Origin of the sequence: Sphingopyxis sp. BSNA05 (assembly GCF_013265645.1) — a bacterium.
In the GTDB taxonomy this organism is placed as follows: Bacteria; Pseudomonadota; Alphaproteobacteria; order Sphingomonadales; family Sphingomonadaceae; genus Parasphingorhabdus.
The window spans coordinates 65,868-84,040 of the sequence record NZ_PYIA01000077.1 but is presented as its reverse complement, the minus strand read 5'-3'; the positions used below and the strand labels follow the sequence as shown (position 1 = coordinate 84,040).

Genomic DNA, 18,173 nt, shown 5'->3' with positions numbered 1-18,173 from the left:
AGACCCGGAAAAGCTCTGGGCCTATATGGCCGCCTATGAGGAAAAACCGGCGGCAAAGTGCTCGCGATTCCGCACAACAGCAATGTCTCGAACGGGCGGATGTTCGCGATGAACAAATTCGATGGCAGTCCGATCGACGCGGCCTATGTGAAGACACGGGCACTGCGCGAACCGATCGTCGAGGTCACCCAGATCAAGGGCGACAGCGAAACCCATCCATTTCTGTCCCCGAATGACGAATTCGCCAATTTCGGTGTCGCTGGCTGGGACAAGTGCAATTTGAGCTGCACCCGGGATATGGCGCCCGAAACCTATGCTGGCAGCTATGCCCGCGAAGCGCTGAAGCGCGGGCTGGAACTGACGCTTGCCATCGGCGCCAATCCGTTCAAGTTCGGCATGATCGGTTCGACCGACAGCCACACCTCGCTGGCCACGGCGGACGAGAATAATTTCTTCGGCAAGCACAGCGGCAACGAGGCGAATAACAGCGCGCGCGGCCTGGACCCGCAAAATCTCGGCACTCGCGAAGGCCGTTTCGGCTGGCATTATCTGGCGAGCGGCTATGCCGCAGTCTGGGCGACCAGCAACACGCGCGAAGCCATTTTCGACGCGATGATGCGCCGCGAAGTCTATGCGACAACCGGTCCGCGGATGCAGGTCCGCTTCTTCGGCGGCTTTGATTTTTCTGCCGACGACACCGCTGATCTGGTCAAGGCCGGCTATACCAAAGGTGTGCCGATGGGCGGCGACCTGACGGGCGGCGATGGCGAAGCACCCAAATTCCTGATCAGCGCGCTTATGGACCCGGAGAGCGCCAGTCTCGACCGGATCCAGGTGATCAAGGGCTGGGTTGACGCAACCGGCAAAAGTCAGGAAAAATCTATAATGTCAGCTGGAGCGATGCCGGAAAGCGCAAGCTCGGCGCCGATGGCAAGCTGAGCCCTGTGCCCAACACGGTGGATCTGGTCAAAGGCACCTGGGACAATGCCACCGGCGCGCCGGAACTGGTGACCTTCTGGCAAGACCCGGATTTCGATGCCGCGCAGAATGCATTTTATTATGTGCGGGTGCTGGAAATCCCGACGCCGACTTGGCCGGTCTATGATGCAATGAAATTCAACCTGAAGCTGCCCGATGACGTGATCAAGATCCAGCAGGAGCGCGCCTATAGTTCGCCGATCTGGTACACGCCAAAAGCCTAGGCTTTCCGGGCCAGCGAGCCGGGACCTGTCTGTGGACGGGCCCCGCAATTCTACGCCATGCTGCGGCTGAACTAAATGGGTTACCCGATATATGTTGCGCAATTTTTTGAAAGAACCGTTGGTCCATTTTCTCGGTGGGGCGCTGCTCGTCTTTGCTTTCTTCTGGGCCACCGGCAGCAATCGTGATCCGGCGGAATATACCATCAGCATCGACGAAACCGATATCGAGCGGCTCAAGGCCGGATGGGTCCAGAATTTCCGCCGCGCACCGACACAGGCGGAACTCGACGCCCTGATCGATCAGGAGATCGCCGAGGAAATCTACTATCGCGAAGCCTTGCGGCTGGGGCTGGACAAAATGATCCGGTGATCCGCCGCCGGCTGTTCACCAAGATGCGCTTTGTCGACGGCGAGGACAGCGCGATTCCCGAACCGACCGATGCGCTCCTGCAGCAGTGGATGGACGAGAATCCCGGCAAATATGCCCTGCCCTCGCTCTATGATTTCGAGCAGATCTACCTCGGGCAGATCAGTGCAACCGACGCCCGCGACCGGATCGACCAGCTGAATGGCGGGGCGCGCCCCTCCGCCTTTGCGCAACCGCTTTCCCGGCCGGGTGCGCTCGCCCGCGCCAGCAGCGCGGAAATCGGCCGCCAGTTCGGCGACCGCTTTGCCGAACAGCTGGAGAAGCTGGAACCGGATGTCTGGAGCGGTCCCCTTATCTCAGGATTTGGCGCACATGCGGTCAAGATTTCCGCCAAGGTGCCGGGACAGAAAGCGGTTCTGGCGGACGTCCGCCAACAGGTCGTCAATGACTGGCGCGCGACCCAGCTGGCCAAGCAGAAAGAAGAAGCGCTTGCCGCTTACCGGACACAATATGAAGTAACGGTGGCTGGCCGTCCATGAACCGCTGGTTCGCCGTCCTGTGGGTCTGTTTCGGGCTCGCTCTATCCCCGAACAGCGCCCGCGCCGACGAACTGCGTCCGGCCTATATCGAGCTGACCGAACAGGCGCCGGGTCAATGGTCGCTACTGTGGAAAGCCTCGGCCAATTCACGTCTGGGCCATAGCGGCGAAGTCATCCTTCCCGCCAACTGCAAAGCCGAAGCCGAACCCCAGCGCGAATTTGCCGGCAGCAATATTCTCACCCGACTTTCGCTGCACTGCGACGGATCGCTGCAGGGCGAGAGCATCGGTCTGAAAGGACTGGAACTGTCGACCACCGATGCGCTGGTTCGCATTGCCCCGATCAACAGCGCCATGCAGACGCTGCGCCTGACCCCGGACGAGCCGGTTGCCGTTCTGGCGAAGCCTCGATCATATCCAATGTCGCAGCGACCTATACGATCATCGGGGTCGAGCATATCCTGCTCGGCTTCGACCATCTGTTTTTCGTGCTGGCGCTGGTGCTGCTGCTCAAGGGCGGCTGGCTGGTCGCCAAGACCGTCACCGCCTTCACGGTCGCGCATAGCATCACGTTGGTGGGGACAACGCTCGGCTGGCTATCGCTGCCATCGCAACCGGTCGAAGCGGTTATTGCGCTGTCGATCATCTTTCTGGCGGTCGAGGTGGTGAAAGCCAAGCCCGATGACCGACGCCTGTCGGAACGCTTCCCGTGGATCGTCGCCTTTCTCTTCGGTCTGCTCCACGGTTTCGGTTTCGCCGGTGCCCTCGCCGAAATCGGCCTGCCGGAAGGCGATGTGCCGCTCGCCTTGCTGACCTTCAATCTGGGCGTCGAAATCGGCCAGCTGGCGATTGTCGCCGTCGCTCTGGCTCTGCTCTACGCCTTGCGGAAGTTCCGGATCGAATGGCTGCAGCCGGCGAAAACCGTCACGGCCTATGGCATCGGGATCATCTCTACCTACTGGTTCGTCGAGCGGATGGTCGCCTGACCATCGTTTGTCGTGACGGGCCCGGATAGAGTCCGGCCTTCACCCCGCTAATCGGGGCAAAGGCCGGTATATTCATTCAGACAATATTTCGGAGAGACGAATTATCCCGCAGGCGGACGGTGCGCGTCTTCCGACCAGTCCTGCCGGGCAGCCCATTCTTCTAGCGTCTCGAATTCAACTTCCGGCAGACGCTGCTGCATGAAGTCCGTGTCCACTTCAAACGGCCGTGTGACGTTATTGTTGTTATATTCGTAGAATGCGGTGATCCCCGCAGCCATGGTTTCGCGGTTTTCCGGCGGCACATCGTCGCCAAAGGCTTCAACCAGATAGTCCCCGAATTCCTTCGGTGTACACGGATCATATTTGATTTCATGACCGAACACGCGCGACAGGGTCTCGGCCACTTCCGGCGGTCTCAGGCGCTGGGGTCCGCCGATGTTGAGCCAGGAGCCTTCGAAGTCCGGACGATCCATCGCCGCAACCATGCATTTCCCGACATCGTCGAGGCTGATCCAGTTGGCCTGAAGGTCGGCGTTGTGCGGATAGACATAGCGTTTTTCGTCAACAATGAACGGCCGCGCCCAGTTGGTCAGCAGATTGTCCATGAACAGGACCGAACCGAACACGGTTGCCGGCATGCCCGAACGGAAAATCTCGTTTACCGCGATAGTGTTGTTGCCATAGGTGAACGGGTCACCCGGACGCTCGGGGATCCAGCTCGACGTGTTCCAGACAAAACGCTCTGTGCCGGCTTCCTTGGCCGCAGCCGCAACCTTGCCAACCATGGTTGCACGATCTTCGCGCGCCTGCAGCGGATGCGTGTAGAACACCGCGTCCGACCCTTCAAAAGCAGGAACCCAGGTCGATTCATCGGTGAGATCAATCTTGCGGCATTCATCCGCTGCATTGGTGCCTCCCAGATCAGGATTCTCGCTGCGTGACAAAGCGCGGACCTTGTGACCCGCTGCTGCCAGTTGCCGTATTTGTGCAAGGCCTTGCCGACCGGTTGCGCCCACGACTGATACCAATGCCATGATTCTCTCTCCTGTTGCATTTGCAGCAACGCTAGAGGCGAATATGCGGAGCCCCAATGCTCCATTTTGTCAGGACAATAATGTTAGGGCCGATTCAGGAAGCCTGTTTGGTCACCCCTGTTTCGCCAGCATCGCCTGCCAGCGCTGCATCCCGGATATCCAGCGCTCGGGATCGGCCCCCTTCTGCTTGACATAATCCCCGACCACCGGATGGGGGAGAATGAGGAAGCGTTCGTCGCCGATGGCCTCGACGCACATATCTGCAACATGTTCCGGCGAGACAATCCCGTCCTTGGCGACGGTGGATGTGTCGACCCCGGCAATCATCGGCGTATCGACGCCCTGCGGGCAGAGGACCGAAACCTTCAGCCCCTCGGCACCATGGGTGATCGCCAGCCATTCGGCAAAACTCACCGCGGCATGTTTGGTCACCGAATAAGGCGCAGAACCGATTTGCGCCAGCAGCCCGGCCGCCGAAGCGGTGTTGAGCAGATAGCCGCCGCCCCGTTCCAGCATTTTCGGCACCAATATCCGTGCGGCCTGGATATGGGACAATACATTAATCTCCCAGATATTCTGCCAGTCCGCGTCCTCGACTTCGACACCGCCGCCGGTGATGATCCCGGCATTGGAAACGAAAAGGTCGATCGGACCGATATCGGCCTCCACCGTTTCGATCAGATGGCTGATATCTTCGGCCAGTGACACATCGGTTTTGATCGCCACGCCGCCGATTTCGTCGGCGACGGCTTGGGCACCCGCAAGATCACGGTCGGCGCAAATGACTTTTCTGGCCCCTTCCGCTGCAAAGCGCCGCGCCATAGCCGCTCCGATACCGCTTGCGCCGCCGGTGATAACGATAATCTTGTCCTGCAATATCATTTTGATCTTGTCCCGCTTGAATAAATTAATCACTCGCTTAAAGATGCGAAGCGGCTAGAACAAGGCAAGATTGGCAATAGACCCGCGCTGGTCCAAATCTCTGGTCCGGAACAAGCAAACAGGGCACGATCGCAGGCGCTGGTTGCAGTGTAACAAGAATGAAAAGCAGGAGAAGATAATGTTCAGTCATATCATGGTCGGTTCGAACGACATCGAACGGTCGAAAAAATTCTACAACGCCCTTCTGGCGACACTCGGGGCAGGCGAACCGGCGGTTGATGTCAAGGACGGAACGACCCGGCTATTCTACATGCACAATGGCTCGATATTCTCGGTGTCGGAACCGATTGACGGACAGGAAGCCTGCGCGGCCAATGGCGGCACCGTCGGCTTCGCCTGCGATTCTCCGGAACAGGCCGATGCCTGGCACAAAGCCGGCCTCGAGAATGGCGGCACGTCCATCGAGGATCCTCCCGGCGTTCGCACCGGCGGCATGGGCAGCCTCTATCTCGCCTATCTGCGCGACCCGGACGGCAACAAGCTCTGCGCCCTGCACCGGATGGGCTAAGATATATGGCGGACAAGACTATCCGCATTGGCGGCGCGAGTGGTTTCTGGGGCGAAAGCGCCATGGCCACTCCGCAGCTGCTCGGTGCGGGCGTGGATTATCTGGTCTATGATTATCTCGCCGAGATAACCATGTCGATCATGGCGCGTGCGCATGCCAAGGATTCCGCAGCAGGCTTTGCCGGCGATTTCATCAGCGCGGTCCTGAAGCCGCACGCGAAGGCCATTGCCGCGCAAGGCGTAAAAGTCATTGCCAATGCCGGCGGGGTCAATCCGGCCTCTTGCGGCGAGGCAGCGCGCGCTTTGATCAAGGAACAGGGCCTGGACCTCAAGGTCGCGGTCATCACCGGCGATAATCTGCTGGGCGAACGGGATGCCATCGCTGCCGCTGCACCTGCCGAGATGTTCACCGGCGCAGCTTTTCCGGACAAGGAAAAATTGCCAGCATCAACGCCTATCTCGGCGCTTTCCCGATAGCCAAGGCTCTCGCCGAGGGCGCGGATATCGTGATCACCGGCCGCTGCGTCGACAGCGCGGTGACGCTTGGTGCCTGTATCCACGAGTTCGGCTGGTCGGCGAGCGACCATGATCTGCTCGCGAGCGGCAGCCTCGCAGGCCATCTGCTCGAATGCGGGCCGCAAGCGACCGGCGGCAATTATACCGACTGGGAAGACGCCGGCGACATTTCCAATATCGGCTATCCTATCGGCACGGTTTCTTCCGACGGCTCCTTCACCGTCAGCAAGCCCGAAGGCACCGGCGGCTGCGTGACGGTCGGCACGGTGTCGGAGCAGATGCTCTATGAAATCGGCGATCCGCAAGCCTATATGTTGCCCGATGTTGTGTGCGATTTCTCTGATGTAGAAATCACCCATACCGGTCCGGATATGGTCCGCGTCTCGCCTGCAAAGGGCTATCCGGCTCCGGATCATTACAAGACCTGCCTGACCTATGGCGAAGGCTTTCGCGGCGGCACCTATATCAGTTTCTACGGCTTTGACGCCGCCCGCAAGGCGCAGAAATTCTGCGACAATGTCTTCATCCGCGCCAACAAAATCCTGCGCGGCCATAATCTCGGCGACTATAGCGAAACCAGCGTCGAGCTGATCGGCGCGGAAAGCCAGTTTGGCGATTATGCGTCCGGCCATGAGCCGCGCGAAGTGGTCGCAAAAATCGCCGCCAAGCATAGCGAAGCCGCGGCGATCGGCATCCTGCTGCGCGAACTGACCGGACTGGGCCTTGCAACGCCACCGGGACTGGGCAGCTTTTCCGGTGCACGCGCAAAACCGTCGCCCGTGGTGCGGCTGTTCTCCTATCTCACGCCGAAAGATGCCGTGACCGTCACGATTGATGTCGACGGCAAGACAATTGCGTTTGAGGACGCCGAAGGTCAGGCTTTTGACCCCGACGCCATCATGCGTCCGCAGCCGCCGCAATCCCCGGGTGAACCGGCTGATCCGGTCACCGTTCCGCTGGTCCAGCTCGCCTGGGCCCGCTCCGGCGACAAAGGCAACAAGGCCAATATAGGCGTTATCGCGCGCGATGTAGCTATCTGCCCTATATCTGGGCGGCACTCACGCCAGACTCGGTTGCCAGGCGTTTCGCCCATTTCATCGAGGGTGGTGCCAAGGCGGCGAAAATCGAAAAATATTATATGCCCGGCTCACACGCGATCAACTTCCTGATCGACGCGGTGCTCGGCGGCGGCGGTGTTGCGAGCATCAGAAATGACGCGCAGGGCAAAGGCTATGGCCAGATATTGCTTGCCCATCCGGTCACCATACCGGCGGAACTCGCTCAGAAACTGAATTGAAAAGGACGCAATCGATGATGCAGGAAGCCCGGGATTTCAAGGACGAAAGCGACACGCTGGCAGCCGTGCTCGCCGATGCGGGTGATGATGTTTTTGCCAAAGTCACCCAGTTCAAGAGCTGGACGATAGAGGATGTCATCGGCCATCTGCATATCTGGAACGCGGCGGCATTGATGACCCTGCAGGATCCGGATGCCTTCAAGCAGTTTCTTCACGACATGATGGCCGCCTTCAAGACCGGCAAGGGCCATATCGATGTACAATATGAATGGCTGGACAAGCATGCCGGCGGGATTCGTGGCAAGGCGCTGTTCGACGCCTATTGCGATTATTATCCGAAGCTCGCCGCCGCTTATGGTGATGCCGATCCCGAGCATCGTGTAGGCTGGGCCGGACCGGACATGACTACGCGCTCCAAAGTCATCGCCCGCCAGATGGAAACATGGTCGCACGGGCAGGAGATATTCGACATATTGGGGCAGCAACGGCAGGATGGCGACCGCATCCGCAATATCGCCCATCTCGGCGTCACCACCTATGGCTGGACCTTCCGCAATCGCCGTCAGGAACCGCCCGCACCGAAACCCTTCGTCCAGCTGACCGCACCATCGGGGGCTGTCTGGGAATGGAATGACCCGCAAGAGGATAATATGGTAAGAGGCAGCGCGGTGGAATTCTCGCAGGTCGTGACCCAGACCCGCAATATCGACGACACTGCGCTCGAGACGGTCGGCGACACAGCCCGCCAGTGGATGGAAATCGCGCAATGTTTCGCTGGCGGTCCGGAAAACCCGCCGGCAAAAGGGACGCGGAGTGTTGCCACCGGCTGAATGGAGGAAATGATGACCACCAGCGACCGTATCGCCGCCCTTGCCGCGTTTTTTCCTGTTCGCCGGAAGAAGCCGCGAAGGTCGATGCGGCGACCCGGCTGGTCCATTATCATCACAAGGACATTCTCGCCCATCAGGGCGATCTCGGGGCGAAGCTGTGGATCGTGCTCGAAGGCCGGGCGCAGCTGCAGATCATCGGCATCGATGGCCAGACCAAATTGCTCGCCGCCCATGGCCCCGGCGAACTATTCGGTGCCTATCCGCACGAGCGGGTCGTTATTTCCGATATCGTGGTGCAGAACCGGCTCTCGGTCCTCGAAATCCCCACCGCAAAAATGACCGCCCTGTTGCAGGAGGATGCCCGGCTGGGCAGCGGCCTGTCGAGAATATTGGGGCGGCAATATAATGCGGTGCTCGACCGGATGGCGGCACGCATCACCCTGACCGCCAATGGCCGCGTCTATGCCGAATTGCTGCACGAAGCCGGGGAGGAAGGTGAAATAATACCGCCGCCGGTGATCGCGGCGCTGGCCTTGTCCGCCCAGACCACGCGCGAAACCGGTTCGCGGGCGATCAACGCGCTGGAACGGCGCGGGATCATCCGGCGCGACGAGCAGCGGCTGGAAATCCTGTCGCGCGGCCTGCTCGAGGAACTGGTGGTCTGAACTGCGCCGCTCAGGTGAGGGACCATAGAGACAGCGGACCGTGCGCAGCCTGCAATTCGCCGATCTCCTCGACCGCATGCCTGCCCGGTTCAAGCGTCAGGACCATCGCGGATTTATAATCGGTCAGGAGGGCTCCACCGCCCGAAGCGCGCGCCATGTCACCGGCCTGTTCCAGTAGCGAAGCCGCAGGCCTTTGCGGATCCATGATATCGATCAGCAGGCTGATCCGGCTGTCGCTATTGTGCTGCAACAGCGACCGGCCGGTCGCCAGCAGTTCCGCAATATTGGTTGAAACCCGGTACTGGCCATCGCCGGCAGGCTGAAACGCGCGGGCAACTTCGGGAAACTGTGACAGCGCGTCCCGGTCAAGACCATCCACCCAGAGAATCGCGGCAACCTCTCTGGTCTCCTTGGCCGAGAGCGCGGTGATCGATTGGTGATCGGCCTTGCGGGCAACGGAAATGGCAAATTGATCGTGACCGGTCTCGGCCCAGACCAGATGCTGGTTGCGCGGTGCATCGCCAATGCCGGTGATTGTTAGCGCCTTGGGCCGGCTCTTCAGCACTCCGGCGTTGCGGACGCACTGGCCCATGGCCACCAGATCGGCCAGTTCCACAGCGACCCCGATCGACCGTTCTTCCTCGTCGGGCAGTTCGGCCAGCACATCGAGCCGGGCTGCCGCCTCGACCAGCGCGTCAAAGCGGGCGAGCCAATGGCCCCCAAAAGGCGCGACCGACAATTCACGAAAGCGGTCCACTGGATAGGGCAAGATCACATGCAGCTCTGCACCCGCCTCGTGCAGCGCCTCTGCGATCAATATGTCCGCCCCCGCCGCCAGCGCGCCAAAGCCGAAGCCCGGCTGTTCGCGTGCGATTATCGCATAGATATCCTGCCGGATGGTCGGGTCTGTCTCGTCGAGCCCGATGATACCACTGAAATAGAGGCTGGACGGCGGCCGGTGCCGGTCGAGCCAGGCGGCGTCCTTGTCCTGCTCGGCAAGGATCAGCTCAAACTGGCCTATGGTCGCGGCATGATCTTCCCAGGCCCGGGGCAGTTTCCCGATCCCGTCGGCCAGCGCCGCGCGGGCACCGGTTTCATCGCCCAGTAACAGCAAGGCCTCCGCCCGGGTAGCCGCGCGCCAATAGGCATTTTCGCCCTGCTCCGGATCGCTATCGAGCAACGCCAACGTTTCCCGCGCCAGCGACCGCGCCCGCTCCGGCTTGCCCCCAGCAGCGCCAGCGCGGCGGCATTGATCAACGGATAGCTATCCCGCTCCAGCGCCGCAGCCGCCGCATAAGCCTCGGCCGCCTCCCCATAAAGCCGGGCACGCTCGGCGCCAGCGGAAGCCTTCGCCTGATCCTTGAGCAGACGGCCTTTTAGGGTAAGCGCTTTTCGGTCATCAAGGCGCGCATCCCAACCGGAAGACTGGAACAATGCCCACGCCCGCGCAGGGTTGCCCGCACGGGCTATGGCGAGAATTTGGGTGAGTGGCGTCAATTATCCGCCGCCATTTCCGCCAGGATAGCCAACGTCCGGATCGATGATGATAGGTATCACACGCTCGCGTCCGTCCAAAACGTCGAGATTGATATTAAATCTGCATCGCTCACTAGCTCCCAGATTTCGCGGATCTGCAATGAATCGGGCAACCAAACAACTTCCAAAATGGTGTCTATCATCCAAGTCGTGCCGTCGCTGGCAACTCTAATGGGATCGGAAAGCACCGCCGGTGTATACTCTGAAGGCGCACCAAAAGGCGGCCTGTTTCCGTCTTTATACTGCTCGGTAAAGCGCCAGCGATATTTTGATGACAATCTCATGACCACATGGGCCAGCTCTGCTTTGCCACCAGCCTGCTGATTTCCTCCAATAGAAAGCGACAAGCCAGAAGGACAAGGACTATGTTCCTTTACGGAAGTGCTCAGTCCCAAGGGTTTAAAGGCGGCAAACTTTTGTAGCAGATTGTTAAATTGAGTTTTGTTGCTCAAATCAACATGCGTGATCTGAGAATAGCGATAGCCTAAAATTGAATTGGACACATCTAAATCAAGCTCGCAAAAATCGCGTATTCAGGCTGCTTGGCTGGGTCCGATTTTTTAATGCTACAACATCGAATAATATTGGAACGGAAAAAAGGGCTCTTGCTGCTCCTGTTGCTGCCGCTTACCACTTTTTGATCGTTTGACTTTCTTATTGCTCATCGCTCGCTCCTCGTGATTTAGACAAATTCGTAATTTTTGTGAGGTAAATTTTCCATTTCTTGTTTGCTGGGTCATTGTTGGCGAGCTGCATTGCCAACATTCTCGATCGGTCAATAAACTCGTCTGCTTGTTTTTGCCTGTTCAATTCGAGCAATAATTTTGCGATAACATAAGTCGAGCGCATTTGCTGCTCCTGCAATACACTGTCTCCCTGCCGCTGGCTTATGAGTTGTCGCAAGATGTGTTCCTGGGCCATAAATTCAGCGAGCGCGTCCTTTGCCTGCCCGAGATCAATCAGCGCGCCACCCACCCACGCGTGACGATTTGCAACATCCATGCGCAATTCGATTTTGTCAGGCTGTCGGGCCAGCAAACTCGCCATGGCCTTCAATGCCTTTCGGCAGCGAAACAAGGTTTGTTTACGGTCTTTTCCCGAATCAAGACCAAGAGTGCACAAATTCCCCTCGGCGTATCCGGCTTCTTTCAACCATTTGGGATTTGCGATATCAATATGGATCAATCGAACAGCGAGTGTCTTGTAACCCTGCCAATATCTCTCTGTCGTCTCCCAATCCTTCTTCAAATACGCAACATACCCAACCCAATATTCACTCTGCGCATGTCCGAAAATCCGGTCCGGATTATCCGGATCCCTAGCCAGCAACGCCTCCGTCACCCGGTGCGCCTCTGTGAATTTCGCCAGCGCCTTGTCGAGATCGCCGCGCTTTTCGTCATCCTCGCCCATCGCGTGCAAAATCCGCGCACGCCGCTCCAGACTCTCGGCGGGCATGTCGGACAGGTCGCCCTGGTCCTCATAATAGTCCATCGCCCGTTCGTTGACCTTGGTCATCACGTCGAGCCGGCCGACGCCCTTCAGTTCGGTCCGTAGATCGGTCAGCATATATTCGACCAGCCCCTCGGCTTCGGCCTGCTGGCGCTGCGCCTCGTTGCGCGACTGGAGTGCGAATATCGTCATCCCGATCATCGCTAGCAGCGCGACCAGCGCGCCACCCGTGACCGCCATCACGCGGCGGATGCGGCGGGAGGCATCGCGCTGGACCAGCGCGTCGAGCGGGACACCGGCGATGCCCGCGACGATCTTCAGAAAACCCAGCCGCCAGCCGTCTCCCTCCTTGCGCAGGTCCGCCGCCAGCGGCTCGGCACCGTCCAGCAAGGGCGGAGGGAAAGACTCCTCCGGTTCACCCCGTACCAGCGCCGCCAGCACCGGTCGGCCGGGGTTCAGCGCCCGGAACAGTTCGATTTCGCGGGCGACCCATTTCGACCCCCTGGCATCGGGCGAGCAGATGATGATCAGCGCCTCGGACCCCGCCAGCGCCTGCTTCACCGATTCCGAAAGATCCTCGGCCGCCGGCAGGTCCTCACGGTCGCGAAAAATCCGCCCGAGACGGCCATTGTCCGCATCTTCACTCTCCCGGTCCCGCAAATGTTGCGGCAGGCGGTATGTCTCGATTTTCCGGTGGAGCTTTTGCGCGATCGCGGCATCGGCATGGCTGTAGCTGACAAAGGCGCGAAAACGCACCGCTTGCGGATCAGATTTCCCTGCATCTCCCAATTTTGCCCCGCGATCGAATGTTCAGACGACATTTGCCCGATTGCTTCCGGTGGAAGGATATCGCGTTTGCGGGGCGCTGTCACGAATTAAGATCCGCGCCATATTTCGTCGATGGAGGCGGCTTGCCGGCGGTGGAATTCAGACCGTGCGCAACTGATCCGCTCCGATCGCGACCTTCGTCCTGGCGCCCATGATTTCCATAAGGACCCAGACGCGCCGGTCGGGCGCGACCTTGACAACCTCGGCGGTGAAATTGGCGAAAGGCCCTCTGGTCAGGGTGACCTGGTCGCCAGGCTGCAAAGTCCGGGGTGGCAGCAATTTTCCGCTGGCATCACAGCTGCGCATCAACTGGGTCATCAGATCGGTCGGTACCGCCGCCGGTTTTCCCCGAAATTGACCAGCTGGGCGATACCATAGGTCGATTTGACCCGTCGCCAGAGCCCGTGGGCAATATCAAAAGCCACAAAGATATAGCCGGGGAAAAGGGGCCGGCTCGTGGTGATGAACTTGCCGTTTTTCTGGAGCGTTTGCTCTTCGGTCGGGAGAAAGGTCGCAAAGCCCTGCCGCCTGAGATTTTGTCGGCGATATTGGCGCAATTCGGTTTAAGCTGAGCCAGAAACCAGCTGATCTCACGATCCGGGCATAGCATGTCCAACCTCCTGAAACCCTCACCTTCCTCGATCGCTCAAACTTGAGCGGATGCAAGGGGCTTTTGCAAAAGCCGTTCGAGAAGGCAATCCCCTTTTTTGCTGCGGCTATGCCGGATTCCCGTAACTGATGAAAAGGGGGTCGCCAGGCAATTGACTTTCGGGCAAAATTGGGGATATCGAACGCGACGATCGTGGATCAGCAAGCCCGGCCGTTCCAACCGCTCAGCCATGACAAGGCCATCCGGCAATTTCACTTTAGGTCTTGTTAGCAACCGCAGCATCATGCTATCGCTCAAGAATGAACGATGGAGATTCTGTTCTTTCCATCGAGTTTTTCTATCGCCAGCTGCCCGGTGGGCAGGCCTGGTGCGGTAGCCTGAGAAAAATCAGCCTGATTATATGACAAGCAAACGCAGCAAGCTTCAGGAAGACACGCGGTTTCGCGTGCTTCGTCTTCTCGACGAGAACCCCGAAATGTCGCAGCGGGAAATGGCTGAAGCTGTCGGCGTCAGTGTCGGCGCCATACATTATGTGCTGAACGCGCTGATCGAGAAAGGTCTGGTAAAACTGGGAAATTTCACCGCTGCAGAAGACAAGCGCCGCTATGCCTACAAGCTGACGCTCAAAGGTATCGCCGAAAAGGCGACGATGACGCGCCGGTTCCTGCTGCGGAAAATCGAAGAACATGAGGCGCTCAAGGCCGAAATCGAAAGCCTGACCGCAGAATTGCCCGAGGCCCAATTGCCCGGCTTTCGCGATGGCGTAAAAAGTAAATGACTGGACATCATGAAATTGTCACAAGCAGCGCCGATCGGGAAAATAATTGCCCGCAATCGCGCAAAGCGCTCTATCGCACATTGGGCAACAGCAACATCGGCGCACCGGTCGCAAGCCGGGGCGCTCAAACCGCATTTGACTATCTAGCAAAGGGAATAACCGGACAATGAAAATTGCAATGATCGGCACGGGTTATGTGGGACTCGTATCGGGCGTCTGTTTTTCGGATTTTGGCCATGACGTGGTCTGTGTCGACAAACTGCCAGAGAAAATCGCTCAGCTCGAACGCGGCGAAGTTCCGATTTACGAGCCCGGTCTGGATGCGGTCATGGAACGCAATGTGGCCGCCGGCCGGTTGAGCTTCACGACGGATCTGGCCGCGGCGGTTGATGGCGCAGACGCGGTGTTCATCGCAGTCGGGACGCCGACCCGGCGCGGCGACGGTCATGCCGATCTGACCTATGTCATAGCCGCGGCCGAGGATATCGCAAAGGCTCTGACCGGCTATGCCGTGGTAGTAACCAAATCGACGGTACCCGTGGGCACCAATCGCAAGGTCGAGGCCGTCATCCGGGAAGCCAATCCACAAGCCGAGTTTGATGTCGCCTCGAACCCCGAATTTCTCCGCGAAGGGGCCGCGATCGACGATTTCATGAAACCCGACCGCGTGGTCGTGGGCGTCGAGAGCGAACGCGCCAAATCGGTCATGGGTGACATCTACCGACCGCTCTTCCTGCGCGAATTCCCGATCGTCTATACCGATCTGGAATCGGCAGAAATGATCAAATATGCCGCCAATGCCTTTCTCGCCACGAAGATCAGCTTCATCAACGAAATCGCGGCGCTGTGCGAGCGGGTTGGCGCCGACGTCAAGTCGGTCTCCAAGGGCATCGGTCTGGACGGCCGGATCGGCAACAAGTTCCTGCACGCCGGCCCGGGCTATGGCGGTTCCTGTTTTCCGAAAGATACCAGCGCGCTGGCGCGCATCGGACAGGAGCATGGCGTTCCCCAGCGCATCACCGAGACGGTGATCGAGGTGAACGAATCGATCAAGCGCCGGATGATCGACAAGCTGCTCGACCTGTGTGGCGGCTCGGTCAACGGCAAGACGGTTGCCATCATGGGCGTCACATTCAAGCCCGAAACCGACGATATGCGCGATGCACCGTCGCTGACGATCGTTCCGGCACTGGTGGGTGGCGGCGCCAATGTCCGGGTGTGCGATCCACAGGGGTTGCGCGAAGGCGAGGCGCTGTTGCCCGGCGTCACCTGGGTTGACGATGCCTATGAGACGGCCAGCGATGCGGATATCGTGGTCATCCTGACGGAGTGGAACGAATTTCGCGCGCTCGACCTCGCGCGCCTCGCCGGGGGCATGAAGTCCCCGGTCATGGCCGATCTGCGCAATGTCTATGATCGTGATTCGGTTCTGGCAGCCGGCTTCTCCCAATATGTCGGGGTCGGGCGATGAAGACAGCCTTCATAACCGGAACCGGCGGGTTCATCGGCTTTCATCTGGCCGAACTGCTGCTCCAGGAAGGCTGGACGGTGGCCGGCTATGACGGCATGACCGACTATTATGACGTCCGCCTGAAGGAACGGCGGATCGCGCTGCTCAACCAGCATCCGAAGTTCACTTTCACTCACGCCATGCTGGAAGACAATGATGCCGTGCAGGCTGCAGTTCAGGCCGCCACGCCGGATATCATCGTGCATCTCGCGGCGCAGGCAGGGGTCCGGTACAGCCTCGAAAATCCGCGCGCCTATATCGACGCCAATATCGTCGGTACCTTCAACGTCATGGAGGCTGCCCGCGCGGTGCCGGTGCAGCATCTGCTGATGGCCTCGACCAGTTCGGCTTATGGTGCCAATACCGAAATGCCTTTTGCCGAGACGCAGAAAGCCGACACGCCGCTGACCATCTATGCCGCGACCAAGAAGGCGAACGAGGCAATGGGCCATTCCTACGCCCATATCTACGACATGCCGACAACGATGTTCCGCTTCTTCACGGTCTATGGCCCCTGGGGCGCCCGGACATGGCCTTGTTCAAATTCACCAAAGGCATATTGGAAGGCACGCCGATCGACATTTACAACAATGGCGAGATGTGGCGTGACTTTACCTATGTCACCGATCTTGTGCGCGGGATCCGGCTGCTGATCGACGCGGTGCCGGGCGGACCGGAAACCGCGGTCAAAGGCGACAGCCTGTCCCCCGCCGCTCCGTTCCGGGTGGTCAATATCGGTAATTCCGACAAGATCCGCCTGCTGGATTTCGTGGAAGCGATCGAGGATGAAGTGGGCAAGAAGGCGGTGCGCAATTACATGCCGATGCAGACCGGTGATGTGCCCGCCACCTGGGCCGATGCCGGGGTGCTGCAGCAGTTGACCGGTTACCGTCCGCAAACCCCGTTCCGCGAAGGCGTAGCCGAGTTCGTCAACTGGTACCGCGACTTTTACGGAGACTGAGCATGCGCCTTGGATCCATCACTCTTGAGCGCAAGCATCTGAAGCGGGCCTGGGACTATGTAAAAACGGCGAACTGGCTGAATGTTCTAACCAACCGAAGAGCACAAAGCCGGTTTCCGGACATAAAGATTTTCATCATTGGTCCCAACCGGTGCGCGACCACTTCCTTTCACCGGTTCTTTCATCGCAACGGTTTGCGAGCGCTTCACTGCCGTATCGGCTCCATGTATCTGGCCAGGGAAATACGTGACCGGCTCGGGGACGATGAGGCGCTCAAGGCGTTTCTGTCCCGGTGGACGGTCTATTCCGATTTTGTTTATCTCACGGATGACGAACATTATGAGGCACATGATCTCTACGAAACCTATGCCCGCCTGTTCCCGAAAGCCTATTTCATCCTGAATGACCGTGATGTCGATCGCTGGGTCGGTTCGCGCCTGAGTTTCAAGGATGACTTTCTCCCACGATATCTGTCGGTGCACGGGGGAACGGCGCAGGAAGCAGAAGCGAAGTGGCGCAAGCAATTTGCGCAACATCGCGAGGCCGCGCTGGCCTTCTTTGCCGGTCACCCGCGCTTCATTCATGTGCCGATCGACCGGAAGGTGCAGAGTGGCAGCGCCATTGATCCGGTGATCGAGATGATGCGGCCACATTTCAAATTGGATCGCCGCCTGTGGCAACCGTTGAATGCTTCCACGCAGGGCAAGGGCTGATGGGCGGTTGCACCAGCCGCTCGTCATCGCGCGTGCGGTGCAGATGGGCCAATTCCGAATTTCGCGATAGCCTGAAAGTAATCTTGTGATCCTGAGCTACGAACATCAGTATATTTTTATGCACTGCCGCAAGACAGCGGGCAGTTCGATTGCCGTCTCGCTCGCGCGAAATCTGGGCCCGAAAGACATTTTCGTGGGCGGCATCGAGGAGGCCATGGATCTGGGGATTAGCCCGCCGCGCCGTGTTGTCGCGGCTGCGTTCCGGGAAAATCCCGTCGACCTTGTCGTAAACAGGATCAAAGGCACAAAGCAATATGCGGCAGCTGTCTCGAAACATGCGAAAAAGCGTTTCTCGCGGACGATAGGAAAAAAGCCGCAGCATGTGACAGCTCAGGTCATGCAGACGACCTTTCCGGTCGAATGGAGCAAATTCTTCAAATTCTGCGTGGTTCGCAACCCCTATGATCTGGTCGTTTCGGATTATTACTGGCGGACAAGTGGCGTATCGAACCCGCCATCATTCGAGAGCTATATGCAGGCTTTGGAGCGTTCCGATTCGCTCGACGGGATAGTGCCACTCGACATCCATTCGAACTGGCCGATTTATACGATTGACGACGAAATAGCAGTCGACGCGGTCTATCGCTATGAGCAACTCCCACACGCGTTGGAAACAGGGCTTAAGGAAGCGGGAATAGCGTTTGAGGGGATCATCACGAAAGCAAAATCATCACAACGTTCGGCCCGGTCCAAAACTATACCGAGTTTCACACCTCTTTAACTCGCGAGATAGTGGAAAGACTCTATGAGAAAGAAATCGTGGCTTTCGGATACAGGTTCGGCGAATGATCATGTCAGATGATTTTCAGGTTAAACCGGAACCGACGAACCAAAGTAGCGGACT

The 18,173-nt window shown here is 58.8% G+C and carries 22 protein-coding genes and 3 pseudogenes; 15 read left to right on the top strand and 10 right to left on the bottom strand.

Translation table 11 applies throughout. The annotated features are described in order from the left end of the window. Positions 1 to 99 precede the first annotated feature (99 nt). The 3 genes and pseudogenes from C8024_RS08920 (at position 100) to C8024_RS08910 (ending at position 2,108) form a co-directional block, all read left to right on the top strand. Positions 100 to 1,202 (top strand): annotated as a pseudogene (locus C8024_RS08920) (DUF3604 domain-containing protein). Positions 1,203 to 1,308: 106 nt separating this feature from the next. Next, positions 1,309 to 1,572, top strand: coding sequence for a hypothetical protein (locus C8024_RS08915; protein ID WP_217272110.1), 264 nt, complete (start codon positions 1,309 to 1,311; stop codon positions 1,570 to 1,572). Next, positions 1,569 to 2,108, top strand: coding sequence for a peptidyl-prolyl cis-trans isomerase (locus C8024_RS08910; protein ID WP_173204224.1), 540 nt, complete (start codon positions 1,569 to 1,571; stop codon positions 2,106 to 2,108). Before C8024_RS08915 ends, C8024_RS08910 begins: the two co-directional genes overlap by 4 nt. Before the next feature lie 112 nt (positions 2,109 to 2,220). On the opposite strand, the gene C8024_RS21420 is transcribed toward C8024_RS08910, so the two are convergent. Further along, positions 2,221 to 2,586 carry a hypothetical protein gene (locus C8024_RS21420; RefSeq protein WP_254305744.1) on the bottom strand — a complete coding sequence of 122 codons (366 nt, stop codon included), beginning with the start codon at positions 2,584 to 2,586 and terminating at the stop codon, positions 2,221 to 2,223. Positions 2,587 to 2,595: 9 nt separating this feature from the next. Between C8024_RS21420 and C8024_RS21415 the strand changes: the two genes are divergently transcribed. Further along, positions 2,596 to 3,093, top strand: a complete 498-nt coding sequence (locus C8024_RS21415) for a HupE/UreJ family protein (RefSeq protein ID WP_367947239.1) — start codon at positions 2,596 to 2,598, stop codon at positions 3,091 to 3,093. Between the two features lie 101 nt (positions 3,094 to 3,194). Here C8024_RS21415 and C8024_RS08900 read toward each other — a convergent pair whose 3' ends face one another. Both C8024_RS08900 and C8024_RS08895 read right to left on the bottom strand, forming a co-directional pair. Beyond that, positions 3,195 to 4,127, bottom strand: coding sequence for an SDR family oxidoreductase (locus C8024_RS08900; protein WP_173204222.1), 933 nt, complete (start codon positions 4,125 to 4,127; stop codon positions 3,195 to 3,197). Between the two features lie 111 nt (positions 4,128 to 4,238). After that, positions 4,239 to 5,042, bottom strand: a complete 804-nt coding sequence (locus tag C8024_RS08895) for an SDR family oxidoreductase (protein WP_217272109.1) — start codon at positions 5,040 to 5,042, stop codon at positions 4,239 to 4,241. A 145-nt stretch (positions 5,043 to 5,187) separates the two neighbouring features. On the opposite strand from C8024_RS08895, the gene C8024_RS08890 reads away from it, so the two are divergent. The 6 genes from C8024_RS08890 to C8024_RS08875 are packed head-to-tail and all read left to right on the top strand — an operon-like array spanning position 5,188 to position 8,884. Beyond that, the gene (locus C8024_RS08890; RefSeq protein ID WP_100093217.1) at positions 5,188 to 5,577 is read left to right on the top strand and encodes a VOC family protein; all 390 of its coding nucleotides are present in this window, start codon (positions 5,188 to 5,190) and stop codon (positions 5,575 to 5,577) included. A 5-nt stretch (positions 5,578 to 5,582) separates the two neighbouring features. After that, positions 5,583 to 6,053 (top strand): acyclic terpene utilization AtuA family protein, encoded by a 471-nt coding sequence (locus tag C8024_RS20205; protein WP_217272108.1) that lies wholly within the window; start codon positions 5,583 to 5,585, stop codon positions 6,051 to 6,053. Beyond that, positions 6,014 to 7,261 (top strand): acyclic terpene utilization AtuA family protein, encoded by a 1,248-nt coding sequence (locus C8024_RS08885; RefSeq protein ID WP_367947243.1) that lies wholly within the window; start codon positions 6,014 to 6,016, stop codon positions 7,259 to 7,261. Before C8024_RS20205 ends, C8024_RS08885 begins: the two co-directional genes overlap by 40 nt. After that, positions 7,231 to 7,389 (top strand): hypothetical protein, encoded by a 159-nt coding sequence (locus tag C8024_RS20200; protein WP_217272107.1) that lies wholly within the window; start codon positions 7,231 to 7,233, stop codon positions 7,387 to 7,389. The genes C8024_RS08885 and C8024_RS20200 overlap by 31 nt, the downstream gene beginning before the upstream one ends. 14 nt (positions 7,390 to 7,403) lie before the next feature. After that, positions 7,404 to 8,219 carry a TIGR03084 family metal-binding protein gene (locus C8024_RS08880; protein WP_217272106.1) on the top strand — a complete coding sequence of 272 codons (816 nt, stop codon included), beginning with the start codon at positions 7,404 to 7,406 and terminating at the stop codon, positions 8,217 to 8,219. Then, positions 8,156 to 8,884, top strand: coding sequence for a Crp/Fnr family transcriptional regulator (locus C8024_RS08875; RefSeq protein WP_173204220.1), 729 nt, complete (start codon positions 8,156 to 8,158; stop codon positions 8,882 to 8,884). The genes C8024_RS08880 and C8024_RS08875 overlap by 64 nt, the downstream gene beginning before the upstream one ends. 10 nt (positions 8,885 to 8,894) lie before the next feature. On the opposite strand, the gene C8024_RS08870 is transcribed toward C8024_RS08875, so the two are convergent. From C8024_RS08870 to C8024_RS23215, 7 genes and pseudogenes are all read right to left on the bottom strand, one after another. Next, positions 8,895 to 10,070, bottom strand: a complete 1,176-nt coding sequence (locus C8024_RS08870) for a hypothetical protein (protein WP_217272105.1) — start codon at positions 10,068 to 10,070, stop codon at positions 8,895 to 8,897. Between the two features lie 62 nt (positions 10,071 to 10,132). Continuing rightward, positions 10,133 to 10,381, bottom strand: a pseudogene (locus tag C8024_RS23225) (tetratricopeptide repeat-containing protein); the annotation flags it as partial. Continuing rightward, a complete protein-coding gene (locus C8024_RS23220) occupies positions 10,382 to 10,474 on the bottom strand; it encodes a hypothetical protein (protein WP_367947242.1) in 93 nt (30 codons plus the stop codon). After that, the gene (locus C8024_RS08865; RefSeq protein WP_173204215.1) at positions 10,438 to 10,923 is read right to left on the bottom strand and encodes a hypothetical protein; all 486 of its coding nucleotides are present in this window, start codon (positions 10,921 to 10,923) and stop codon (positions 10,438 to 10,440) included. Before C8024_RS08865 ends, C8024_RS23220 begins: the two co-directional genes overlap by 37 nt. A 151-nt stretch (positions 10,924 to 11,074) precedes the next feature. Then, positions 11,075 to 12,625 carry a toll/interleukin-1 receptor domain-containing protein gene (locus C8024_RS08860; RefSeq protein ID WP_367947241.1) on the bottom strand — a complete coding sequence of 517 codons (1,551 nt, stop codon included), beginning with the start codon at positions 12,623 to 12,625 and terminating at the stop codon, positions 11,075 to 11,077. Positions 12,626 to 12,796: 171 nt separating this feature from the next. Continuing rightward, positions 12,797 to 13,015 (bottom strand): KOW motif-containing protein, encoded by a 219-nt coding sequence (locus C8024_RS20195; RefSeq protein ID WP_217272104.1) that lies wholly within the window; start codon positions 13,013 to 13,015, stop codon positions 12,797 to 12,799. Further along, on the bottom strand, positions 13,015 to 13,254 hold the full coding sequence (locus C8024_RS23215; protein ID WP_217272103.1) for a transcription termination/antitermination NusG family protein: 240 nt from the start codon (positions 13,252 to 13,254) through the stop codon (positions 13,015 to 13,017). The genes C8024_RS20195 and C8024_RS23215 overlap by 1 nt, the downstream gene beginning before the upstream one ends. A gap of 453 nt (positions 13,255 to 13,707) precedes the next feature. On the opposite strand from C8024_RS23215, the gene C8024_RS08850 reads away from it, so the two are divergent. The 5 genes and pseudogenes from C8024_RS08850 (at position 13,708) to C8024_RS08830 (ending at position 18,050) form a co-directional block, all read left to right on the top strand. Beyond that, positions 13,708 to 14,085 (top strand): MarR family EPS-associated transcriptional regulator, encoded by a 378-nt coding sequence (locus C8024_RS08850; RefSeq protein ID WP_173204212.1) that lies wholly within the window; start codon positions 13,708 to 13,710, stop codon positions 14,083 to 14,085. Between the two features lie 166 nt (positions 14,086 to 14,251). Then, on the top strand, positions 14,252 to 15,556 hold the full coding sequence (locus tag C8024_RS08845) for a UDP-glucose/GDP-mannose dehydrogenase family protein (RefSeq protein WP_173204210.1): 1,305 nt from the start codon (positions 14,252 to 14,254) through the stop codon (positions 15,554 to 15,556). After that, positions 15,553 to 16,556, top strand: a pseudogene (locus C8024_RS08840) (SDR family NAD(P)-dependent oxidoreductase). The gene C8024_RS08845 and the pseudogene C8024_RS08840 overlap by 4 nt, the downstream one beginning before the upstream one ends. 2 nt (positions 16,557 to 16,558) lie before the next feature. After that, complete coding sequence (locus C8024_RS08835; protein WP_173204208.1) at positions 16,559 to 17,269, top strand: sulfotransferase; 711 nt, start codon at positions 16,559 to 16,561, stop codon at positions 17,267 to 17,269. A gap of 85 nt (positions 17,270 to 17,354) precedes the next feature. After that, positions 17,355 to 18,050 carry a sulfotransferase family 2 domain-containing protein gene (locus tag C8024_RS08830; protein WP_173204206.1) on the top strand — a complete coding sequence of 232 codons (696 nt, stop codon included), beginning with the start codon at positions 17,355 to 17,357 and terminating at the stop codon, positions 18,048 to 18,050. Positions 18,051 to 18,173 lie beyond the last annotated feature (123 nt).

Excerpts from the sequence above, each read along its gene's own strand:
- C8024_RS08900 (WP_173204222.1), bottom strand. The coding sequence starts at position 4,127 with ATGGCATTGGTATCAGTCGTGGGCGCAACCGGTCGGCAAGGCCTTGCA.
- C8024_RS08875 (WP_173204220.1), top strand. The coding sequence starts at position 8,156 with ATGTTTCGCTGGCGGTCCGGAAAACCCGCCGGCAAAAGGGACGCGGAG.
- C8024_RS08880 (WP_217272106.1), top strand. The coding sequence starts at position 7,404 with ATGATGCAGGAAGCCCGGGATTTCAAGGACGAAAGCGACACGCTGGCA.
- C8024_RS08850 (WP_173204212.1), top strand. The coding sequence starts at position 13,708 with ATGACAAGCAAACGCAGCAAGCTTCAGGAAGACACGCGGTTTCGCGTG.
- C8024_RS08835 (WP_173204208.1), top strand. The coding sequence starts at position 16,559 with ATGCGCCTTGGATCCATCACTCTTGAGCGCAAGCATCTGAAGCGGGCC.
- C8024_RS08845 (WP_173204210.1), top strand. The coding sequence starts at position 14,252 with ATGAAAATTGCAATGATCGGCACGGGTTATGTGGGACTCGTATCGGGC.
- C8024_RS20195 (WP_217272104.1), bottom strand. The coding sequence starts at position 13,015 with ATGACCCAGTTGATGCGCAGCTGTGATGCCAGCGGAAAATTGCTGCCA.
- C8024_RS21420 (WP_254305744.1), bottom strand. The coding sequence starts at position 2,586 with ATGGTCGAAGCCGAGCAGGATATGCTCGACCCCGATGATCGTATAGGT.
- C8024_RS20200 (WP_217272107.1), top strand. The coding sequence starts at position 7,231 with ATGCCCGGCTCACACGCGATCAACTTCCTGATCGACGCGGTGCTCGGC.
- C8024_RS08890 (WP_100093217.1), top strand. The coding sequence starts at position 5,188 with ATGTTCAGTCATATCATGGTCGGTTCGAACGACATCGAACGGTCGAAA.
- C8024_RS20205 (WP_217272108.1), top strand. The coding sequence starts at position 5,583 with ATGGCGGACAAGACTATCCGCATTGGCGGCGCGAGTGGTTTCTGGGGC.